General features: G+C 70.2%; 22 protein-coding genes and 1 pseudogene. 10 read left to right on the forward strand and 13 right to left on the reverse strand.

Going from position 1 to position 19,005, the window contains the following annotated elements; genetic code table 11:
• The first annotated feature begins 100 nt into the window (after positions 1-100).
• A complete protein-coding gene (locus C1707_RS00005) occupies positions 101-502 on the forward strand; it encodes a helix-turn-helix domain-containing protein (RefSeq protein ID WP_101715292.1) in 402 nt (133 codons plus the stop codon).
• Complete coding sequence (locus C1707_RS00010) at positions 499-1,200, forward strand: DUF6456 domain-containing protein (protein ID WP_101715293.1); 702 nt, start codon at positions 499-501, stop codon at positions 1,198-1,200. The genes C1707_RS00005 and C1707_RS00010 overlap by 4 nt, the downstream gene beginning before the upstream one ends.
• Positions 1,201-1,271: 71 nt before the next feature.
• Here C1707_RS00010 and C1707_RS00015 read toward each other — a convergent pair whose 3' ends face one another.
• The 3 genes from C1707_RS00015 to trhO all read right to left on the reverse strand — a co-directional run bounded on the left by C1707_RS00015 (position 1,272) and on the right by trhO (position 3,174).
• Positions 1,272-1,724, reverse strand: a complete 453-nt coding sequence (locus tag C1707_RS00015; RefSeq protein WP_101715294.1) for a PA2169 family four-helix-bundle protein — start codon at positions 1,722-1,724, stop codon at positions 1,272-1,274.
• A 73-nt stretch (positions 1,725-1,797) separates the two neighbouring features.
• Positions 1,798-2,154, reverse strand: a complete 357-nt coding sequence (locus tag C1707_RS00020) for a hypothetical protein (protein WP_101715295.1) — start codon at positions 2,152-2,154, stop codon at positions 1,798-1,800.
• A 66-nt stretch (positions 2,155-2,220) separates the two neighbouring features.
• A complete protein-coding gene (trhO, locus tag C1707_RS00025) occupies positions 2,221-3,174 on the reverse strand; it encodes an oxygen-dependent tRNA uridine(34) hydroxylase TrhO (protein WP_101715340.1) in 954 nt (317 codons plus the stop codon).
• 77 nt (positions 3,175-3,251) lie between these two features.
• On the opposite strand from trhO, the gene C1707_RS25880 reads away from it, so the two are divergent.
• Positions 3,252-3,413: a hypothetical protein gene (locus C1707_RS25880; RefSeq protein ID WP_162839355.1), complete on the forward strand. Its 162-nt coding sequence runs from the start codon at positions 3,252-3,254 to the stop codon at positions 3,411-3,413.
• A 36-nt stretch (positions 3,414-3,449) separates the two neighbouring features.
• On the opposite strand, the pseudogene C1707_RS26500 reads toward C1707_RS25880, so the two are convergent.
• The 3 genes and pseudogenes from C1707_RS26500 to C1707_RS00035 all read right to left on the reverse strand — a co-directional run.
• A pseudogene (locus C1707_RS26500) lies at positions 3,450-3,587 on the reverse strand (hypothetical protein); the annotation flags it as partial.
• Positions 3,588-3,600: 13 nt separating this feature from the next.
• Positions 3,601-4,032 carry a SufE family protein gene (locus C1707_RS00030; RefSeq protein WP_101715296.1) on the reverse strand — a complete coding sequence of 144 codons (432 nt, stop codon included), beginning with the start codon at positions 4,030-4,032 and terminating at the stop codon, positions 3,601-3,603.
• A gap of 51 nt (positions 4,033-4,083) precedes the next feature.
• Complete coding sequence (locus C1707_RS00035) at positions 4,084-4,932, reverse strand: sensor histidine kinase (RefSeq protein ID WP_101715297.1); 849 nt, start codon at positions 4,930-4,932, stop codon at positions 4,084-4,086.
• A 189-nt stretch (positions 4,933-5,121) separates the two neighbouring features.
• Between C1707_RS00035 and divJ the strand changes: the two genes are divergently transcribed.
• Entirely contained in the window at positions 5,122-6,900 is a 1,779-nt protein-coding gene (gene divJ, locus C1707_RS00040) for a cell cycle sensor histidine kinase DivJ (RefSeq protein WP_164467232.1), read from the forward strand.
• A gap of 167 nt (positions 6,901-7,067) precedes the next feature.
• Here divJ and C1707_RS00045 read toward each other — a convergent pair whose 3' ends face one another.
• A complete protein-coding gene (locus C1707_RS00045) occupies positions 7,068-7,964 on the reverse strand; it encodes an AraC family transcriptional regulator (RefSeq protein ID WP_101715298.1) in 897 nt (298 codons plus the stop codon).
• A gap of 141 nt (positions 7,965-8,105) precedes the next feature.
• Between C1707_RS00045 and C1707_RS00050 the strand changes: the two genes are divergently transcribed.
• Positions 8,106-8,993 carry an oxidoreductase gene (locus C1707_RS00050; protein ID WP_101715299.1) on the forward strand — a complete coding sequence of 296 codons (888 nt, stop codon included), beginning with the start codon at positions 8,106-8,108 and terminating at the stop codon, positions 8,991-8,993.
• Positions 8,994-9,189: 196 nt separating this feature from the next.
• Here the strand turns inward: C1707_RS00050 and rpmE are convergent, their stop codons facing one another.
• Entirely contained in the window at positions 9,190-9,420 is a 231-nt protein-coding gene (gene rpmE, locus C1707_RS00055) for a 50S ribosomal protein L31 (RefSeq protein ID WP_058349579.1), read from the reverse strand.
• A gap of 114 nt (positions 9,421-9,534) precedes the next feature.
• Here rpmE and C1707_RS00060 point away from each other — a divergent pair, with 114 nt between their 5' ends.
• Both C1707_RS00060 and C1707_RS00065 read left to right on the forward strand, forming a co-directional pair.
• On the forward strand, positions 9,535-11,394 hold the full coding sequence (locus C1707_RS00060) for an ABC transporter transmembrane domain-containing protein (RefSeq protein ID WP_164467233.1): 1,860 nt from the start codon (positions 9,535-9,537) through the stop codon (positions 11,392-11,394).
• 74 nt (positions 11,395-11,468) lie between these two features.
• Positions 11,469-12,005, forward strand: a complete 537-nt coding sequence (locus C1707_RS00065; RefSeq protein ID WP_145998483.1) for a hypothetical protein — start codon at positions 11,469-11,471, stop codon at positions 12,003-12,005.
• Here C1707_RS00065 and C1707_RS00070 read toward each other — a convergent pair.
• The 3 genes from C1707_RS00070 to C1707_RS00080 all read right to left on the reverse strand — a co-directional run bounded on the left by C1707_RS00070 (position 12,002) and on the right by C1707_RS00080 (position 14,440).
• Complete coding sequence (locus C1707_RS00070; RefSeq protein ID WP_101715302.1) at positions 12,002-12,325, reverse strand: hypothetical protein; 324 nt, start codon at positions 12,323-12,325, stop codon at positions 12,002-12,004. The two genes, C1707_RS00065 and C1707_RS00070, sit on opposite strands and share 4 nt — an antisense overlap.
• 107 nt (positions 12,326-12,432) lie before the next feature.
• Positions 12,433-13,515, reverse strand: coding sequence for a glycerophosphodiester phosphodiesterase (locus C1707_RS00075; RefSeq protein ID WP_101715303.1), 1,083 nt, complete (start codon positions 13,513-13,515; stop codon positions 12,433-12,435).
• Positions 13,516-13,642: 127 nt separating this feature from the next.
• Positions 13,643-14,440: an inositol monophosphatase family protein gene (locus tag C1707_RS00080; protein WP_164467234.1), complete on the reverse strand. Its 798-nt coding sequence runs from the start codon at positions 14,438-14,440 to the stop codon at positions 13,643-13,645.
• Positions 14,441-14,702: 262 nt separating this feature from the next.
• Between C1707_RS00080 and C1707_RS00085 the strand changes: the two genes are divergently transcribed.
• The 3 genes from C1707_RS00085 to C1707_RS00095 all read left to right on the forward strand — a co-directional run bounded on the left by C1707_RS00085 (position 14,703) and on the right by C1707_RS00095 (position 17,607).
• A complete protein-coding gene (locus C1707_RS00085; RefSeq protein WP_101715304.1) occupies positions 14,703-14,987 on the forward strand; it encodes a hypothetical protein in 285 nt (94 codons plus the stop codon).
• Positions 14,988-15,121: 134 nt separating this feature from the next.
• Positions 15,122-15,979, forward strand: coding sequence for a sigma-70 family RNA polymerase sigma factor (locus C1707_RS00090; protein WP_101715305.1), 858 nt, complete (start codon positions 15,122-15,124; stop codon positions 15,977-15,979).
• A gap of 125 nt (positions 15,980-16,104) precedes the next feature.
• Positions 16,105-17,607, forward strand: a complete 1,503-nt coding sequence (locus C1707_RS00095; protein WP_101715306.1) for a hypothetical protein — start codon at positions 16,105-16,107, stop codon at positions 17,605-17,607.
• 159 nt (positions 17,608-17,766) lie between these two features.
• On the opposite strand, the gene C1707_RS00100 is transcribed toward C1707_RS00095, so the two are convergent.
• Both C1707_RS00100 and thiE read right to left on the reverse strand, forming a co-directional pair.
• Positions 17,767-18,180: a hypothetical protein gene (locus C1707_RS00100; protein WP_101715307.1), complete on the reverse strand. Its 414-nt coding sequence runs from the start codon at positions 18,178-18,180 to the stop codon at positions 17,767-17,769.
• Between the two features lie 90 nt (positions 18,181-18,270).
• Positions 18,271-18,918 (reverse strand): thiamine phosphate synthase, encoded by a 648-nt coding sequence (gene thiE / locus C1707_RS00105; protein WP_101715308.1) that lies wholly within the window; start codon positions 18,916-18,918, stop codon positions 18,271-18,273.
• Positions 18,919-19,005: the final 87 nt, after the last annotated feature.

The following is a 19,005-nucleotide window of genomic DNA, read 5'->3' on the forward strand; positions in this document are numbered from 1 at the left end:
CGCTGGACGCGCGAAATAGGAAAGTTATCCTACAAGAGGAATATCAGCCTAGGCTGATGCTCATGGGCGTCACTGGGGGCGCCGCTCTTGAGGGACCGTGATGCTCGCTCAAATCCTGGAGGAGGCCTGGGCGATCTCGCCCGATCCGCGCCGCGACCGTCTGGTCGCCGCCTTCGTCACTCATGCCGTGGCCCTGGCCACGGGCGTCGCGCCGGTCGACATCGCCTCGGACCGCCGCGCCACCAAGTCGGCCGCCCGGGCGCGGCAGATCGCCATCTACCTGGCGCACGTGATCTTCCACTGGCCGCTGGCCCGCGTGGCCTTCGCCTTCGGCCGCGACCGCACCACCTGCGCCCATGCCTGCCATCGCATCGAGGACATGCGCGAGGACCGGGTGTTCGACGCCCGGATGACGGCGCTGGAGGCCTGCGTGCGCCAGGCGCCCGAAACCATCCCCGACCTGACCGGGGTTGCGTTCCAACGCGCGGGGCTGGGCCGATGAGCGTCGCCGCCATCCTGGAGCACGACCTGCAGGCCGAGCATCTGGCCGATCGCGCCGCCCGCCTGCTGGACCGCGCGGGCTCGGTGATCGAGGCCCGGGGCCTGGCCTACGCCGTGCGCTTCGCCCGGGGTCGTCGCCCGATGCTGCTGATCGACGAAGCCGCCTTCCGCAAGCTGTTCCCGCGCCTGCTGCCTCGCGGCGACGGCGGCTGGCGGCTGTCGTCCCAGACCCCCTCCCCGCCGCCCGGACGCCCCGGCTTCGTCGAGGGCGAGAAGACGGTGACCGAGCCCGACGGCCGCGCGACCACGCATCGCGCGAACCTGGGCGAGGCGCCGCTGGACTGGCTGCTGCGGCGCAAGCACATCACCGCGGCCGAACGCGCGGCCGGCGAGCGCCTGGCGGCCGACGCCCACGCCTCGGGGATCATCGGCCGGCTGACCATGCGCTGGGATCCGACGCCGCGCTCGGGCGGCGGATCGCGCATCGAACCGATGGAGCGCGCCTATGCCGCCCGCCAGCGCCTGGGGCGGGCCATGGAGGCGGTCGGGGCCGAGGCCATGCCGATCCTGACCCTCATCTGCCTGACGGGCACGTCCCTGCAGGGAACGGAAGTCGCCCTGGGCATGAAGCCCAGAACGGGCAGGGCCGCCCTCAAGGCGGCCCTGCAGCGCCTGACGGCGCATTACGGGATGGCCTGAGCCGCCCCGCCTGTCTTGGACCGTCGCTCCGACAAGCCCTCGGGACTTGCCGGAACGATGAAGCCAGATCGTTACGACGCCAGCATGTGCTTGATGTCGCGCATCTGGTCGTGGCCGGCCTTGACCTTGGCGTAGGCCTCTTCGATGGCGCGGCGGGTCTCGGGCTGGATGTCCACGTCGCCCAGCGCCTTCTCGTACTTGGCCTTGATGTGGTCCTCGCCGTCCTCGACGGTCTTGACCACGGCCTCGTCGCCCTTGGTCAGGGCGTCACGGACGTTGAGGAACACGCGGTGGGCGGCGGCCAGGATGCTGCCGTCGTCGTCCGGCGTGCCGCCCAGGCGGCGGACCTCGGCCTGCAGGTCCGAGACGATGCCGCGGCGCTCCTGGGCGCGCGACTGGAACAGGGTCTTGAAGCGGCTGCTCTGCGCGTCCTTGGCGGCTTCTTCGTAGCCGTCGGCGCTGTCGATGGTGATCTCGACCAGGCCGTTGACGAGCTTGATGTGGTCTTCGTTCGTATGGGCCATGCTTGGGCTCCCTGAGCTTGGATGGAGAGACCGCAGCAACGCGGCCTCTCCGCAAAAGGTTCGAAGCGGAGCCTTACGGTTTCTTCGACTGCAGGAAGGTCCAGGCCGTGCCGGCGGCGGTGATCGCCGCACCGCGCGTGCGCTTGTTGATCAGCAGGCCGGCCAGAACCGCACCGCCCAGCACCGCGACGGCCAACGGCACGGTGCGACCGCCCAGCTGCACCTGGCGGCCGGCGATGCTGAAGCCCTTCCTACCCGGCGCATCGACGGCGTAGTCGGGAACCGGCGCCTGGGGGTTCAGCGGCTTGGACTGGTGGTCGAGGAAGTTCGAGACCTTGTCCGACAGGGTGTCGATCAGGCTCTGACGGGCGCGGGCGGGGCCGGCGCCGTTGGTCTGGCCGGGATTGAGCGTGGGGTCGTAGGCGACCATGGCGTCTGTCTCCATGTCCTGGGAAGGGGGTCGCGGAGATAACGCCGTGCGGGCGAGGGCGATCCGTCAGGACTCACGCGCCGGCCTGGGCGGCAGGGTCGCGCCCACATGGTCTATGCCCAACTCCAGGGCGCGGGCGGCCTGACGCTGGCGCTCGGCGTAGCGGGCCTTCTGGTCGTCGCTGCGGCTGTCGTGGCAGCGCGGGCAGGCCACGCCCTCGACATACAGCGGCGAGGCCCGATCGGCTTCCGACACCGGCATCCGGCAGCCCCGGCACAGGGCATGTGTTCCCTGCGACAGCCCATGGCCGACGGCCACCCGCTCGTCGAACACGAAGCACTCGCCGCGCCAAAGGCTCTGCGCCTCCGGCACCGTCTCCAGATAGTTCAGGATCCCGCCCTTGAGGTGGAACACCTCCTCGACCCCGCGCGCCTTCAGGAAGGCCGTCGACTTCTCGCAGCGGATGCCGCCGGTGCAGTACATCGCCACCTTCGGGGCTGGCGCGGCCGGGTCCCAGGTCTGGCGGAAGGCGTCGAACCAGGCGGGGAAATCAGCGAAGCTGGGCGTCTTGGGATCGATCGCCCCCTCGAAGGCCCCGCAGTCGACCTCGTAGCCGTTGCGGGTGTCGATGACGATGACGTCGGGCTGCGCGATCAGGGCGTTCCAGTCGGCCGGGTCGACGTGGACGCCGTGATTGCGGGCAGGATCCAGGTCCGGCTCGCCCAGGGTGACGATCTCGGACTTCACCTTGACCTTCAGGCGATGGAACGGCGGGTGATCGGCCTGCGCGAACTTCAGCTCCAGCGCCTCGCAGCCGGGCAGCGCCCGGATATGGGCGATCACCGCGTCGATCGCCTCGGGCGCGCCGGCGATCGTGCCGTTGATCCCCTCGCGGGCCAGCAGCAGCGTGCCCTTGACCTTCAGGCCGCAGCACAGCTTGGCGAGATCCGCCTGGATCGCCGCCGGGTCGTCGAAGGTCGCGAAGCGATAGAGGGCGGCGATGCGCCAGGTCGAGGTCATGGGCGGGCGATAGAAGATCGAAAGCGACGGTTCAAGCACGGCCGGAACCAAGCACGCCGAACGCGGGTTACCGGGCCATGAGCATCCTGATCACCGTCATCATCGCCCTCGTGCTGCTTGGCTTGGCCCTCTACGCCGTCCAGCGCTCGCCCATCCCCTCGCCCGTGAACTGGCTGATCCAGCTCCTGCTGATCATCGTGGCCATCGTGTTCATCGGCAACCGGGCCGGGTTCTTCTAAGGCGGTTAGCCAAGGCGGGCCTACCCTATCCGCCCGTCATTCCCGCCCTTGTGGCGGGAACCCCTGGATCAGCCCGCACGTGAGGCGCAAGCGAACCGCTGGCGGTTCGCCTCGTCCGCCCTTGCGACTGACAGAGGGCTTCTCGCCACAAGGGCGAGAATGACGGGAGCTGGGGGCTGGGCCTTCCTTAGGCGCCCGCCAGGGCCGCCGCGTCGCGCTGGATGCGGGCGACCATCGACTTGAGGCCGTTGGAGCGCTGCGAGGACAGGGCTTCCGACAGTCCCAGGCGCGCCATGGCCGCCGAGGCGTCGAACGCGGCGATGTCCCTGGCCTGCGCGCCGGAATAGAGCCGCAGCACCACGGCGATCAGCCCGCTGACGATGTGAGCGTCGCTGTCGCCGCGAAAGCGCACGCTTCCGTCGGCCTGCGGCTCGGTGACCAGCCACACCTGGCTGGCGCAGCCACGCACCTTGTTGTCTTCGGAATGCTCCTCGGGCGTCAGCGGCTCGAGGTCCTTGCCCAGCTCGATAACGTAGCGATAGCGCTCTTCCCAGTCGCCGAGCATTTCGAACTCGTCGGCGAGGTCGTTGAGGGCGGCGTCGATGGGGCTGGTGCTCATGGCGCGGCATCTAGGCGGGCCGCGCCCATGATGCAAGCCGTCTGGGCGGCGTCAGGCGCCCGGCAGGGCCACGATCGCGGTCAGCCCCTGCCCCGGCGCCGACTTCAGCCGCAACGAGCCGTTCATCGCCCGGGTCAGCAGGTCGACGATCGGCAGGCCAAGACCCACGCCCTCGCCAGAGCGGGTCAGGGAGGCCCCGCCCTGCTCGAACGGCCGCAGCAGGCGCGGCAGGTCGGAAGGCTGGACGCCCTCGCCCTGGTCGCGGATCGAGATCTCGACCATCCCGCCGGCGACGCGCTCGGCCTCGATGGTCACCACCCCGTCGCGCGGCGAATGGGCGACGGCGTTCTGCATCAGGTTGGAAAGGATGGTGCGCAGGCCCCGGCGGTCGGACAGCACGCCCGGCATGCCCACGAGGTCTGGCGCGCTCAGGGCCACGCCCCGCGCCTCGCACTCGGTCCTAAGCTGGGCCATCACGTCCTCGACCGCCTCGTCCAGCGGCTCGGCGGCGACGTCCAGGTCGGTGACGTGGCCTTCCAGCCGGGCGATCTCGACGATCTGGTTGACGAGCTTCAGCAGCTTGAGGCCGCTCTCGTGCACCAGCTTGGCGTATTCCTTGTATTGCGGCGCGCCGAGCGGGCCGTAGAGCTCGCTGGCCAGGATCTCCGAGAAACCGATGACCGCGTTCAGGGGCGTGCGCAGCTCGTGGCTGACCATGCGCAGGAACGAACGCTTCTGATCGTCGAGGGCGGCCTTGCGGCGCGCGCGGGCCGCGGCGCGGCGAAACGTCGCGGTAGGCCCTTCGGGGGGCCGCTGCAGGGCGCGCGAATCAGCCCCGGCCACGCTTTCGGCGGGCTCTTCGGCTGCGAGCGAAGCGTCCGCGGACGCCGTCTGAGGCATTTGAAACTCCCGGACCTTCTGTCCGCAAAGGCATTCTGTGCCACCCTGAACCAACCCGCTTACGAAACCGTTTCCGTCCACAAGAAGCTGGACTCGCCCGGTCGCCCCACAATTGTGCGCGCTTGGGGGATCGGCCGAAGCGGGGTTAGGATTCACCAATAACGAACCTTTTGAGGCGGACCCGTCCCGTTGGACATCGACCCGGTGCAGCCGCGGCAGGATGAAGCCGCTCTTCGCCCCGCCTTCGGCGCGGGCGAGACGGCGCGCGCCTGGCGTCTGGGCTGGCTGGCCGCGGCCCTGCTGGCCGGCGGCGCGGTGTCCTTCACCCCGGGCTCGACGGGCTGGCCGATCTGGACGGCGCTTCTGGCCGGGGCCCTGCCCGCCATCGCCGCCCTGCTGCTGGGCGACAGCGAGGACGAACGCACCCAGTCCCTGCTGCTGGTCGGCTGGGCCGCCGGCGGCGCGGTCGCCGCCGCCCTGACCGGCGGCGTCTCAGGCGCCATGAGCGCCTGGTGCCTGGCCCCGGTCGCCGCCGCCTCGACCCTGGCCGCCCCGCGCCGCCTGGCCGAGGGCGCGGCCCTGGCCCTGATCGGCGGCGCCATGGCCGCCCTGACCCAGCTGTCGGGCCTGGCTCCTCCGCCGCCGACGGGGCCCACCGCCTTCATCCTCGGCTTCCTGGCCGTCGCCACCACGGGCCTGGGCCTCGCCGCCGGCCTGATGCTGACCCACCGCCGGGCGGGCGAGCGCGACGTGCGCAACCTGTCGGAGCTGACCGCCCTGTCTACCCTGCTCGACGGCCTGCCGTTCCTGGCCTTCGTCGTCACCCTGCAGGGCCGCGTGCGCACCGTGCGCGGCGTGGCCCCCGAGGGCGCGGCCCTGGACCGGATCATGATCGACGGCCTGTCGCACGCGGCCGTGGCCGGCGAGCGGGCCCGCGTCGACTTCGCGCTCGGCCAGGCCCTGCGCGAGCACCAGGCGACCCTGACCTTCCCGGCCGCCGAGGCGCCGGAAAAGACCCTGTCGCTGACCCTGCGGCGCGTCGGCCCCGGCATGCTGGTCGGCGTGCTGCGCGACGTCACCGCCGAGACCCGTCACCTGCAGCAGCTGGACCAGGCCCGCAACGACGCCGAGCAGCTGGCCGCCGGCCGCGCCCGCTTCCTGGCCAATATGAGCCACGAGCTGCGCACGCCGCTGAACGCCATCATGGGCTTCTCCGACATCATGCGCGCGCGCATGTTCGGCCCCCTGACCGACCGCTACGGCGAATATGCCGAGCTGATCCACGAGAGCGGCCGTCACCTGCTGGACCTGATCAACGACGTGCTCGACATGTCGAAGATCGAGGCCGAGCGGTTCGAGCTGTCGCGCGGCGAGTTCGACGCCCGCGAGGCGGTCAACGCCGCCATGCGCCTGCTGCGCGTGCAGGCCGACAGCGTGGGCGTGCAGCTGCGCGGCGTGCTGCCGCCGGGCGAACTGGACGTCGACGCCGACCGCCGGGCGCTCAAGCAGATCGTTCTGAACCTGGTTTCCAACGCCCTGAAGTTCACCCCGCGCGGCGGCCAGGTGACGGTCACGGCCGACGGCCACGACGGCATGCTGGAGATCGTCGTCGCCGACACCGGCGTCGGCATCAGCCCCGAGGACCTCGAGCGCCTGGGGCGCCCCTACGAGCAGGCCGGCGGCGTCGACCAGCGCGCCAGGGGCACCGGTCTTGGGCTGTCACTCGTCCGCGCCTTCGCCCAGCTGCACGGCGGCGAGATGCATGTCGAAAGCCGCCTGGGCGCGGGCACCAGCGTCTCGGTGCGCATGCCCATCCTGCTGGCCGCCCCCAAACCCGCCGCCACGCAGGAAAGCCCGACGGCCACCGCCGACGCCATGGAGCCGCTGTTCGCACCGTCGTCGGACGACCAGGCCGGCGAAGAGCCCTTCCTGGGTGAGAACGTCATCCGCTTCGCCCCGCCGCGCTGAGATTTAGGAACCTCCCCCTGTGGGGGAGGCGATCGCTCAGCGATCGGTGGGGGGAGTGGCTGATGAGACTGCCACCGCCTCGAAAGCTGAAAAAGTCCCCCACCGGCCTTCGGCCGCCTCCCCCACAGGGGGAGAATCTCGACGCCAACCCTTACCCTAAAGCGCCGCTACACCGCCACGCTGAGCGATGGATCGGCCCGCAGCCGCGCCATGTCGCGGCCCGGCGGACGGCCGAACAGGCGGGCGTATTCCCGGCTGAACTGCGAGGGGCTGTCGTAGCCGACCGCGAAGCCCACGCCCGCCACGTCGCGGCCCTGCACCAGCAGCAGGTTGCGCGCCTCCTGCAGGCGGATCTGCTTCTGGTACTGCAGCGGGCTCATGGCCGTGACGGCCTTGAAGTGCCGGTGCAACGAGGTCTCGCTCATGCCCGCCACCTGCGCCAGCCGCTCGATCCGCATGGGTTCGGCATAATGGCCGCGCAGCCAGCGTATGGCCCGGCGCACCTGATCCAGGCGGCCTCCCGAGGAGGCGATCTGGCGCATCATCTCGCCCCGCTCGCCGGTCAGCAGGCGCCACATCAGCTCGCGCTTGAGCAGGGGCGCCAGCACCGCGGCCTCGCGCGGACGGTCCAGCAGGCGGATCAGACGCATCACCGTCTCGATCAGGTCGTCGTCCATGCGGCTGATCGCCAGGGCCCGCGTCGGCGGGCCTTGCGTGAAGGCCTCGCCCGTCTCGACCAGCAGGTCGGCGATCATCGCCGGGTCCAGCGGGATTCCCACCGCAAGGTACGGCGCCTCGATCACTCGCCCGCTGACCGGCAGGTCGGCCGACACCACCAGGTACTCGCCGGCGCGGTAGGGATAGCTTTCGGCGCCCAGGGTGGTGGTCTTGGCCCCTTCGAGGATCAGGCACAGCATCGGCTCGTAGACCAGCTGCTGGGCTTCGGTGACGGCCGTGCTGGCGATCAGGTGCACGCCCGGCGCGATCAGCGGACCGACGCCGTCCGTCGAATCTTCTCCTACATGGCTGCGGACCATGGCGACGAGTTCGGGCAACTTGCTCATGGCCGCATTCAACCGCTGCTGGCCCGGTCGGGCAACCACGATCACGGCGCTGGCGGGATCGTGCAAGAGACTGACGGCATCCGTCTACGGCCTTCGCCGCCTTTCGCCGCATGGTCGAGGCTCCTCAGAAGGAGCTACCCCATGACTTCCCCCGCCCCCCGCATCTGGTTCGTCACCGGCGCTTCGCGCGGCCTCGGCGCCGAGATCGTCCGCGCCGTCCTGGCCGCCGGCGACCGCGTCGTCGCCACTGCCCGCAACCGCCAGGCCCTGGTCGACAGCCTGGGCCCCGACGGCGACAACCTGCTGTCCCTGTCCCTCGACGTCACCCGCCCCGACCAAGCGCAGGCCGCCGTCGACGCGGCCCTGGCGCGCTTCGGCCGCATCGACGTGCTGGTCAACAACGCCGGCTACGGCAACCTGTCGCTGTTCGAGGAATCCACTGCCCAGGACGTGCAGGCCCAGTACGACACCAACGTCTTCGGCCTGATGCACGTCACCCGCGCCGTGCTGCCGGCCATGCGCGCCCAGCGCTCGGGCCGGATCTTCAACATCTCGTCGATCGGCGGCATCGTCGGCGGCGAGAGCGGCGCGCTGTACTGCGCCTCGAAGTTCGCCGTGGAGGGCTTCTCGGAATCGCTGGCCGGCGAGGTCCGGCGCTTCGGCATCCACGTCACGATCGTGGAGCCCGGCTTCTTCCGCACCGACTTCCTGGAGCCGACCTCGGTGCGCCACGGCTCGCACGCCATCGCCGACTACGCCCAGGTCGCCGCCGACCTGAAGGCCTTCTACGACTCCCGCAGCCGCAACCAGGCCGGCGATCCCGCCCGCCTGGGCCAGGCGCTGATGACCCTGGCGAGCGTCGAGCGGCCGCCCGTCCGCTGGTGCGCGGGCAGCGACGCCCTGGGCATCGTCCAGGCCAAGATCGACAGCCTGCAGGGCGAGCTAGACGCCTGGCGCGACCTGTCGGCCTCGACCGACGGCGAGTTCGAGTTCAAGCCGGAAGCCGAAACGACGATGGCCTGGCGCTAGGACGCTGAAACGAAAACCTCGTCCTTCGACAAGCTCAGGATGAGGTTTTCGACTGCACCGCCCTTGCCTTGGTCCTCACCCTGAGCCTGTCGAAGGGCGAGGGCCACAGCGCCAAACCAGGGCCCAGAAACAGAAAAAGCCGGCCCGCGAACGCGGAGCCGGCTTTTCGTCGCCCTTACGGCGAGACTTCGAGGCTTTAGGCCTTCTTCGCGGTGAAACCGGCGAACTTGGCGTTGAAGCGCGAGACGCGGCCGCCACGGTCCATCAGCTGGGCGTTGCCGCCCGTCCACGCCGGGTGGGTGCGCGGATCGATGTCGAGCGCGAGGTTCGCGCCTTCCTTGCCGTAGGTCGAGCGGGTCTGATAGCTCGAGCCGTCGGTCAGGGTGACGGTGATGAAGTGGTAGTCGGGGTGAATGTTCTGTTTCATCGGACGGTCCAACCGACTAGAGCGCGGCGTGAAATGTGGGTGAGCGCCACCTGCGGGGTGGCTCTCGAAGACGCGCGGCTATAAAGAACCCGCGCGATTTTGGCAAGGACCCAGTTGATGACCGACGTTAACGGCGGCGAGTTTCAGGCCGATGGCCGCCCGGGCGCCGGCGCCGAACTGGCCCAGAACCTGAGCGAGGCGGCCGCCCGCCGCCCGCGCCGCAAGGACATCCGGCCCCTCGCCCATCTGCTGCCGTTCGTCCGCCGCCACATCGGCGACGCCCTGGCCGCCGGCTTCTTCCTGCTGTTCTCGACCAGCGCCACGCTTGGCCTGACCGCCGCCTTCAAGGAGGTGATCGACAAGGGATTCGCCAAGGGCGCGCCTGGCGCCGGAGCGGTCAACGGCGCCTTCCTGCTGCTGGGCGGCGTGGCGCTGGTGCTGGCCGTGGCCACCGCCGCGCGCTTCTTCTTCGTCACGCGCCTGGGCGAGCGGGTCGTGGCCGACCTGCGCCGCGCCCTCTACGGCCACGTCCTGTCGCTGGACCCCGCCTACTTCCTGAAGACCCGCACCGGCGAAGTGCTGTCGCGGATGACCACCGACGTCACCCTGATCGACCAGCTGGTCGGCGCCTCGGCCTCGATCGCCATCCGCAACACCCTCAGCCTCGTCGGGGGCCTGGGCTACATGGCCGTGGTCAGCCCCAAGCTGGCCGGATTCATCGTGCTGATGGTGCCGGTGGTGCTGGCCCCGATGTTCCTGATGGGCCGCAGCGTCCGCAAGCTGTCGGCCACTGCCCAAGACCGCTTCGCCGACGCCGTCGGCTACGCCGGCGAGAGCCTGGACGCGCTGGACACCGTCCAGGCCTTCGTGCGCGAGCGCGAGGCCGACCGCCGGTTCGGCTCGGCGGTGGAGACGGCCTTCGACGCCTCGGTGCGCCGCATCCGCGCCCGTGCCCTCATGACCTCGGTGGTCATCACCCTGGCCTTCGGCGGCGTGACCCTTCTGCTGTGGTTCGGCGCCCAGCTGGTCCTGAAGGGCGAAATGACGCCGGGCACCCTGGCCCAGTTCGCCCTGCTGGCGATCATGGCCGCCGGCTCGGTTGGCGCTCTGGGCGAGGTCTGGGGCGACGTCCAGAAGGCCTCCGGCGCCATGGACCGCATCGCCGAGTTGCTGAACGCCAGGCCCGGCATCGCTCCGCCGGCCGCGCCCAAGGCCCTGCCCTCGCCCGTGCGCGGCCAGATCGCCTTCGAAGACGTGGCCTTCGCCTATCCGGGCCGCCCGGACCTGCCCGCCCTCAACGGCTTCTCCTTGACCGTGAAGCCGGGCGAGACCGTCGCCCTGGTCGGCCCCTCGGGCGCGGGCAAGAGCACGGTCCTGCGGCTGCTGCTGCGGTTCTACGACCCGCAAAGCGGCGCGATCCGCCTCGACGGCGTCGACCTGCGCGAGGCGACCCCGGCCGAGGTGCGCGGAACCATGGCGCTGGTGGCCCAGGACTCGCCGCTGTTTTCGGGCTCGGCGATGGACAACATCCGCTTCGGCCGCGCCGACGCCACCGAAGAGGAGGCCCGCGCCGCCGCCGACGCGGCCCAGGCCACCGGCTTCATCAGCGCGCTGCCCCAGGGTTTCGACACGCCGGTCGGCGAGCGCGCCAAGACCCTGTCGGGCGGTCAGCGCCAGCGCCTGGCCATCGCCCGCGCCCTGGTGCGCCAGGCGCCGATCCTGCTGCTCGACGAGGCCACCAGCGCCCTGGACGCCGAGAACGAGCGGCTGGTGCAGCAGGCCCTCGACGCGGCCATGAGCGGCCGCACCACCCTGGTCATCGCCCACCGCCTGGCCACCGTGCTGCAGGCCGACCGCATCGTGGTCATGGAAGAGGGCCGCGTGGTCGAGGAAGGCACGCACGGCGACCTGGTGGCCAAGGGCGGCCTCTACGCCCGCCTGGCCCGACTGCAGTTCGGCGTCGAGGCGGCCTGACCGCGCCCCGCCTTGGTTGACGAAGCGCGCGCGGGCGTCGAAAGCTCGCGCCCTTCGTCCCGGGGGTGCGTATCGTGATCGACAAGCTGGCCGTCCTGAACCCGCTGGCCAAGTTGCCGGACGAGGAGACCGCAACGCGCGCGGCCCGGGCCGGCGCCGTGGGGTCCTGGCTGACCGCCGTCGGCAGCGTCTTTGGCGCGGCCATGATCTTCCTGCGCTTCGAGACCTATGTCGGCGAGATGCGAAAGCAGATCCTCGCCAACGCCGCCCAGCAGGACCCCGCGGTCACCCAGGCCATGCTCAACGCCATCGGCCCGACGACGGCCTGGGCCACGATCATCTTCACCCTGGTGCTGGGCCTGGTCTATCTGTGGCTGGGCTTTGTTCAGTGGCGGCGGCTGACGCGGATGATCCCGCTGCTGATGCTGCTGCTCAGCGCCTATGGCCTGCTGTCGACCCTGCTCGCCTACGCCAGCAACAAGGCCGCCACCAACCTCACCTCGCCGGCTCAGATGACCGTCAGCATGGCGATGCTGGCCGTGGCGGTGCTGTGCTTCATCGCCGGCCTGCGCGGCGGCTTCCGCCTGCACGCCCTGCGCAAGGCGGGCTAGCCGGCCGCCTCGGCCTCGACCGCCTTCTTGATCAGGGCCACGTGGGCCACCTGGTCGCGCAGGATCTGGAAGGCGGGGCTGGACGGGCCGTCCGGTTGCTTTTCGGCCCAGTCGACCAAGACCAGCAGCGCCTCGCTGATGCGGCCGATCTGGCGGCCGTAGCTGCCCACCTCGTCCAGCACCCGGGCCTCGATGGCCGGATTGCGCGACTGGCCCAGATTGACGGTCAGCAGCGAGAAGTCGCCGAATCTCCACGACCACGGATTGATGGTCTGGGTCAGCTGGCGCGGGGCCAGGGAAAGCTGGAACGGCTGGGTCATGCGGGCCTCCCGGTCTGGAAAGGCCCAGCATGGCGCCGTTGCAACGCCAGCGTGTGACGCTCGTGGCCGGCGAGCGCCTGAAAACGCTCGTCTCGCCCAAGCCTTGATCAGCCGCGCGCGGCGACCGCCAGGCCCGGGAAGTCGCTGAACACCCCGTCGACGCCAGCGGCGTACAGCGCCTTCAGCACTGCCGCCACGTCGCCCCGCTGGGCCAGATAGTCGGCGGCGCCGGCGTTCCCCTTCCGCAAGGTCTGCGGCAGGAAGTAGTTCTCGGCCCGCACCGTCCAGGGATGGACGACCAGGCCCGCGGCATGGGCGTCCTTCACCAGCGACGTGGCCGGCAGCAGGGTCTGCTTGTCCTGCGGCACGATCATCGTCTTCTCCGGGCCCAGGCCGTCGGCGTAGGCCGCCACGCCCTTCAGGCCCTCCGGCGTGACGAGGTCGGCGTAGCGGACGCCCGGCTGGTCGGCCGGACCGCCCTCGCCCGCCACCAGCAGCACCAGGCGCGCGGGCGTCTTCAGGCGCAGGGTCTTAAGCGGCCCGACCTCGAAGCACTGCACGAAAACCGGCGCGGTCTTGGAGTTGAGGTCGTTGCGCTTGAGCGCCTCGATCATCCGCCCCTCGATGGCCAGGCCGATCGAGGCGAAATAGGCCGGGTGCTTCATCTCCGGGTAGACGCCGATCGTGCGCCCCGTGCGCCTGCTCTCGGCGCGGGCGAAGGCGACCACCTCGTCGAAGGTCAGCACGCTGGCCTGGCCGTCGAAGGCCGCGCTGGCCGGACGCAGCTGCGGCAGCCGCTCGCGAGCCCGCAGGCTCTTGATCTCGGCCAGGGTGAAGTCTTCGGTGAACCAGCCCGTCAGGCTCTCGCCGTCGATCGTCTTGGTCGCCTTGCGGCCGGCGAACTCGGGCCGGGAGGCGACGTCGGTCGTGCCGCCGATCTCGTTCTCGTGGCGCACGACCAGATGGCCGTCCTTGGTGGCGACGAGGTCGGGCTCGATGAAGTCGCAGCCCTGCTCGACCGCCAGGCCGTAGGCCAGCAGCGTGTGCTCGGGCCGCTCGCCCGAGGCGCCGCGGTGGGCGATGACGATCGGCTTGCGCACGCCGGCGCGCACCATGGTCGGGATCATGCTGGCGCCCATGGTGCCTGCGAGGGCGGCGGTCGTCATGGCGCGGCGGGTCAACAGGGTCATGGCGGCTGATTAGCGCGCGGGTGTGACGGTTTGGCGAGAGCCCGATGGCGGTTTGGCCATACTCTGCGCGCAAACGAAAAGGGCTCCGGAACCCCCGGAGCCCTTTCCAGCCAAGCCTTCAGACGCCTCAGCCCGCCGCGTGCAGGGCCTTCAGCACCTGCGGGTGCAGCTCGGGGTTCGAGGCCAGGATCGAGGCGCCCTGCACCGGGTCGCCGTGCTCCTCGATGGTCGAGACCTTGCCGCCCGATTCCTGGACCATCAGCACGCCGGCGGCCACGTCCCAGGGCTTGAGGTTGCGTTCCCAGTAGGCGTCGAAGCGGCCGGCGGCCACCCAGGCCAGGTCGAGCGAGGCCGCGCCGAAGCGGCGCACGCCGGCGACCTTCTGGCTGACCTGGTGCAGCTCCTTCAGGAACTGGCCGTGGCCCGGCTTGCCCACGAACGGCACGCCGGTGGCCAGCACCGACTCGTCCAGGTGCTTGCGGGCGGCGACGCGCAGGCGCTTCTCGGCGCCCAGGAACGCGCCCTTGCCCTTCTCGACCCAGAACAGGTCGTGGGTGATCGGGTTGTAGGTGACGCCGGCGACGACCTCGCCCTCGCGCTGCAGGGCGATGTTGACCGCGAAGTGCGGGATGGCGTGCATGAAGTTGGTGGTGCCGTCCAGCGGGTCGACGATCCAGGTGTGGGTCTTGTCGGTGCCTTCCACCATGCCGCGCTCCTCGCCGAGGAAGCTGTAGCCCGGACGCGCCTTGCTCAGGATCTCGAACAGGGTCTGCTCGGCCTTGAGGTCGGCGTTGGTCACGAAGTCGCCCGCGCCCTTCTTGGAGACCTGCAGCTCGGTGACTTCGCCGAAGTCGCGGGCCAGACCCCGAGCGGCCTTGCGCGCGGCGTCGATCATCACGTTGAGAAGGGCGGAAGGCGTGGGCACGGGCAAGTATCCTATGGAATTCCCTGCACCGGCGCGCGGACGCGCGGCGGCGGGAGACGGACGATGGCAGTGGGAAAGAGCGGGCGCGGAACCTAGACGCGGGGCCGCCGGAAGGCAAGGCGGGGCAGAATGTCGCGCCTTGGGCGAGCCCTCTTGAAAAAGGAGACCGATCGGTCAATTTTTAGGGCGGCCGTTGATCCAGCGCAAAGCGAGGGATCGGGCCACGCGCAAACTCCCCTTAGCGCAGACAAGGAACGACCCAATGACCAAGCTCTCCCTGATCACAGCCGCCGCCGCTCTGCTGGCCGTGGCCCAACCCGTCGCCGCCGAGACCCTGCTGGGCGGCGCCTCGCAACGCGTCTCGGTGACCGGCAAGTCCTCCGACGCGGTCAGCCAGGAGCTGACCCGCGCCGCCCGCCAGGTGTGCGGCAAGGCGCTGAAGAGCAGCCGCCACCCCAACTACGCCTCGTGCGTGACCGAGACCCTCGGCCAGGCCCGCGCCGACTACGCCGCCCTGCGCTCGGCCGCTGCCAGCGCCGCCGAGTAAGGCCTCGCCCGCCGCGCCGCCGGGATCCCCCCCGGCGGCGCCACCGGAGCGGATTTGCCGAGAAAAAACTTCGCGGCCATGTCACGTCTGGCGCCCTGGCCTCGTCCTGTCGGCGAGAACCGAAGGATGCGCCGATGACCGCCGCCGACACGATCTTCGAAAGCCGCCGCCCGGCCATGACGGGCCTGGCCTATCGCATGCTGGGCTCGCGGGCCGAGGCCGAGGACGTGGTGCAGGACGCCTGGCTGCGCTGGCGCGAGGTCGACGCCCCCGCCGTCGACAACCCCGGCGCCTTCCTCAACCGCGTGGTCTCGCGCCTGTGCCTGGACCGCCTGAAGTCGGCCCGCGCCCGGCGCGAGCTCTATGTCGGCGAATGGCTGCCCGAGCCGGTGGTCGACGTCGACGAGACCTTCGGCCTGGGCGAGAACCTGACCGTGGCCTTCCTGCTGGCCCTGGAGCGCCTGACCCCGCTGGAGCGGGCGGCCTTCCTGCTGCACGACGTGTTCGACACGCCCTTCGCCGAGATCGCCGCCACCCTGGGCCGCTCCGAGGCGGCGGTCCGCCAGCTGGCCGCCCGGGCCCGCGACCACGTCAAGGCCGGCAAGCCCCGCTACAAGCCCAGCGCCGACGAGGAACGCCGCCTGACCCAGGCCTTCATCACCGCCGCCATGAGCGGCGACGCCGCGTCCTTGCGCGGCCTGCTGGCCAACGACGTGGCCATGCACGCCGACGGCGGCGGCAAGGCCGCGGCGACGATGAACCCGGTGTTCGGCCTCGACAACGCCGTGCGCCTGCTCGAGGGCATCGCCCGCAAGTGGCCCCACCCCGGCGGCACGAGCGTCCGGCTGGCGCGCATCAACGGCCAGCCCGGCGTGGTCCTGTCGCACGACGGCGTGGTGTTCCAGACCATGGGCCTGGACATCGTCGAAGGTCGCATCGCCGCCGTCTATACGATGCGCAATCCCGACAAGCTGGCGCGGATCAGCCCTTGAGATGGACCTGACAGGCCGACGCCAGAATCGGTCGCAGAAGAGAACAAAGAAGGAACTTTATCATTGCTCCGACGGCGCCGAACCCGCACTGTAGCGGGGCATTTCAGCACCTAGGAATTTTCAAAATGCCCATTGTCAATACGACCCAAGTTTTCACCAGCAACACCACCCTCGACCGCGATCAGGTCTGGACTTTCGAGACCGGCGGTTACTTCGAAGTCGACGGCTGTACTCTGCGCATCGAGGGATCGGTGATCGCCGGCTATCGCACGATCTTCATCCTCAAGAACGGCGGCAAGGTCACCGGCCTTCGCCGGGTGTGCCCCGAATGGTGGGGCGCCGGTTCGGGCGCGGCCAACAACGCGCCCTATATCCAGGCCGCCATCAACTGCATGGAGGACGCGTTCAACACCTCCAGCGGCCCGCTCGAACTGGTGCTGACCGGCCCCTATCCGGTGACCGAAGGCGTGAGCCTGACCCCTTCCAGCCTCAACAACCTGCACGTCACCGGCGGCGGCGGCGGCATCGTCTCGCGGCTGATCGCCAAGGGCTCGGGCTGGTCGGCCGGGCAAGCGGTCGTCACCGTCAAGGCGCGCAATGACGTCTCCAAGACCTCGGACTTCGAGTTGCGCGGCTTCGCGATCGTCAACGAAGGCTCGACCGCCCGGATCGGGCTGCAGATCGGCGTCGAAACCGACGATTACGATGTCCAGGGCCAGCGCCTGAGCCTGGTCGAGGACGTGGTCATCCAGGACTTCCCCGTCGGCGTGCTGCTGCAGCGCGCGCGGCTGGTGAAGTTCCACCGCCTGGGCGTGTGGCTCGAGAACCAACCCAACGGCGTTGCGGTCCGGGTGCGCGTGCCGGCCGCGACCATCAGCCGGGCCGAGGTGGGCGACAGCGAGTTCGAGAACTGCGAGTTCGCCGGCCCGACCTACAACGCCGCCAACAGCGCCTACGGCGTGGAGACCGTGATCGAGGCTTCGGCCATCGGCGGCATCCAGGCCCTGCGCTTCGACAAGTGCATCTTCCACAAGTTCAACGACGCCTTCCACCTGGCGGACGGCACGTCGAGCACCACGCAGAACGGCTACCGCTCCAACATCACCGACATCTGGATCACCAACTGCCAGATGGACGGCCCGTGCGGCCGCGGCGTCCTGCTGAAGTCGAACGGCTCGTCGGCCAATCCCTGCTGGATCTCCAACGTCCACATCTTCGGCTGCTACTTCCAGGGCAGCGCGCTGGAGTTCGTGAAGATGGAATCGCCCAACGCCGACGACCAGGTCCACCTCGTGAAGAGCGTGTTCGTCAGCAACAACTGGAGCAACGGCGGGGCAAAGATCTTCCTCGACGCCTACAAGGCCGCCGGCCTGACGGTGACCGACAACCAGATCTCCGACCTGACCTGGGCCAGCGGCCCGGCCATCGAATTCCACACCGTGCAGAACGTCGTGTGCACGGGCAATCTGATGCGCCGCCAGAGCAACGAGACCGTCCAGCACATGGTGCAGGTCGACCAGCCGAGCGACTGGTACGTCATCGCCAACAACAACAGCGGCGGCTGCGCCACGGCCGGGGCGGTCAACGCCGCGACCGGAGCCAACCGGGTCGTGCAGCTGAACATCTAGGCCAGGCCTGGACGGGCGGAGTCCGACCGCGTGCGGCAGGCCTCCGCCGACGCCCCGGATCGTCCGGGGGCCGGCTCAATTACGGGGGCGGCGAAACCTCATTTTCAGCGTGACGATTACGTCGTCCCGGCGGGCCCGCCGGGGCGACGCCTTCGCGTGTCAGGGCAACGGCGTCTTGGGCAGGCTTTCCCTGGCCTCGCAGGCCAGCTTGCCGGCCTTGCCCGCCGCGCCGGAGATGTCGTCGACCTTGGCTTCCTGCCGCCAGTTCTTGGGCAGGCCCTTGTCGCCGGCGAAGTCCATGCCGAGGTCCATCCACTTGTCGGCGGCGCAGTCGAGGGCGAAGAGCATGATCGGACCCTTGCCGGCCGGCCAGGCCTTGTACGGCCCGCCGCCCTTGCCTTCGGCGATGCGCAGCACCACCAGGCCGGTCTTCTCGTCCACCCTCAGGAAGTCGGCGTCATAGAAGGTCTTGGCCTCGCCGGGGGCCGGTTTCCAGGTCTCGGCGACGACCGGAGTCGCGGCCAGGACCAGCATGGGTAGGCTAAGCAAACACGCTACGAGCCGCTTCTGCATGGCGGTCCCTCCCCGTTATCGTTCGCTGGGAAGGAGGCTATGCCTCTGCTACAACCACGGCAAGAGAACGCCGATACGCGGAGCGCCGCGTCAGCCGCGCGCGGCCAGGCCCTGCGTGATCGCCGCGTTCAGCGCCGCCACGGCCGCGTCCGGCCCGTCCGGATGAGCCCACACCCCGCCCGAAACGGCCAGGAAGTCGGCGCCGGCCGTGGCCAGCGGCGCGGCGTTGGCGGCGGTGATGCCGCCAATGGCCACGCACGGAACCTCCATCGTCTCCTGCCAGATCGACAGGATGTCGGGCTCGGCGACGATCGGGGCGTCCTTGGTCGTCGTCGGGAAGAAGGCGCCGAACGCCACGTAGTCGGCCCCGGCCTCGGCGGCCTCCATGGCCAGGTGGCGGCTGTCGTGACAGGTGACGCCGACCATGCGGTCCTTGCCCATCAGCTTGCGGGCGGCCGCATAGGGCGTGTCGCCCTGCCCCACGTGCACGCCGTCGCAATCGAGGCGGGCGGCGAGGTCTGGACGGTCGTTGAGGATCACCGCCACGTCGCGGGCGCGGGCGATCGGCGACAGCGCCTCGACGGCGGCGGCCACGACGTCGTCGGACACGTCCTTGAGGCGGACCTGCAGGGCCGCCACGTCGCCGCCCTCGAGGGCGCGGGCCAGCTGGCGGCCGAAGTCGGCCAGATCCGGCAGAGACGGCGGGGTGATGAGGTAGAGGCGGCAGTCGAGCGTCATGCGCCGCCTTTACGCCGATTTGGAGCCAAGCGCGACTTCGCCCCTCGCCTGCGGCGACGCGCCGCCGCTAACTCGACTGAGAGTCAG

Origin of the sequence: Caulobacter flavus, from assembly GCF_003722335.1 — a bacterium.
GTDB lineage: Bacteria > Pseudomonadota > Alphaproteobacteria > Caulobacterales > Caulobacteraceae > Caulobacter > Caulobacter flavus.

Bases quoted from the DNA above. Each gene is read 5' to 3' on its own strand.
- C1707_RS00035 (WP_101715297.1), bottom strand. From the start codon at position 4,932: ATGCCTCAGACGGCGTCCGCGGACGCTTCGCTCGCAGCCGAAGAGCCC.
- C1707_RS25880 (WP_162839355.1), top strand. From the start codon at position 3,252: ATGAGCATCCTGATCACCGTCATCATCGCCCTCGTGCTGCTTGGCTTG.
- rpmE (WP_058349579.1), bottom strand. From the start codon at position 9,420: ATGAAACAGAACATTCACCCCGACTACCACTTCATCACCGTCACCCTG.
- C1707_RS00030 (WP_101715296.1), bottom strand. From the start codon at position 4,032: ATGAGCACCAGCCCCATCGACGCCGCCCTCAACGACCTCGCCGACGAG.
- trhO (WP_101715340.1), bottom strand. From the start codon at position 3,174: ATGACCTCGACCTGGCGCATCGCCGCCCTCTATCGCTTCGCGACCTTC.
- C1707_RS00070 (WP_101715302.1), bottom strand. From the start codon at position 12,325: ATGACCCAGCCGTTCCAGCTTTCCCTGGCCCCGCGCCAGCTGACCCAG.
- C1707_RS00015 (WP_101715294.1), bottom strand. From the start codon at position 1,724: ATGGCCCATACGAACGAAGACCACATCAAGCTCGTCAACGGCCTGGTC.
- C1707_RS00085 (WP_101715304.1), top strand. From the start codon at position 14,703: ATGACCAAGCTCTCCCTGATCACAGCCGCCGCCGCTCTGCTGGCCGTG.
- C1707_RS00090 (WP_101715305.1), top strand. From the start codon at position 15,122: ATGACCGCCGCCGACACGATCTTCGAAAGCCGCCGCCCGGCCATGACG.
- C1707_RS00100 (WP_101715307.1), bottom strand. From the start codon at position 18,180: ATGCAGAAGCGGCTCGTAGCGTGTTTGCTTAGCCTACCCATGCTGGTC.
- C1707_RS00005 (WP_101715292.1), top strand. From the start codon at position 101: ATGCTCGCTCAAATCCTGGAGGAGGCCTGGGCGATCTCGCCCGATCCG.
- C1707_RS00050 (WP_101715299.1), top strand. From the start codon at position 8,106: ATGACTTCCCCCGCCCCCCGCATCTGGTTCGTCACCGGCGCTTCGCGC.
- C1707_RS00020 (WP_101715295.1), bottom strand. From the start codon at position 2,154: ATGGTCGCCTACGACCCCACGCTCAATCCCGGCCAGACCAACGGCGCC.
- thiE (WP_101715308.1), bottom strand. From the start codon at position 18,918: ATGACGCTCGACTGCCGCCTCTACCTCATCACCCCGCCGTCTCTGCCG.
- C1707_RS00010 (WP_101715293.1), top strand. From the start codon at position 499: ATGAGCGTCGCCGCCATCCTGGAGCACGACCTGCAGGCCGAGCATCTG.
- C1707_RS00095 (WP_101715306.1), top strand. From the start codon at position 16,105: ATGCCCATTGTCAATACGACCCAAGTTTTCACCAGCAACACCACCCTC.
- C1707_RS00045 (WP_101715298.1), bottom strand. From the start codon at position 7,964: ATGAGCAAGTTGCCCGAACTCGTCGCCATGGTCCGCAGCCATGTAGGA.
- C1707_RS00075 (WP_101715303.1), bottom strand. From the start codon at position 13,515: ATGACCCTGTTGACCCGCCGCGCCATGACGACCGCCGCCCTCGCAGGC.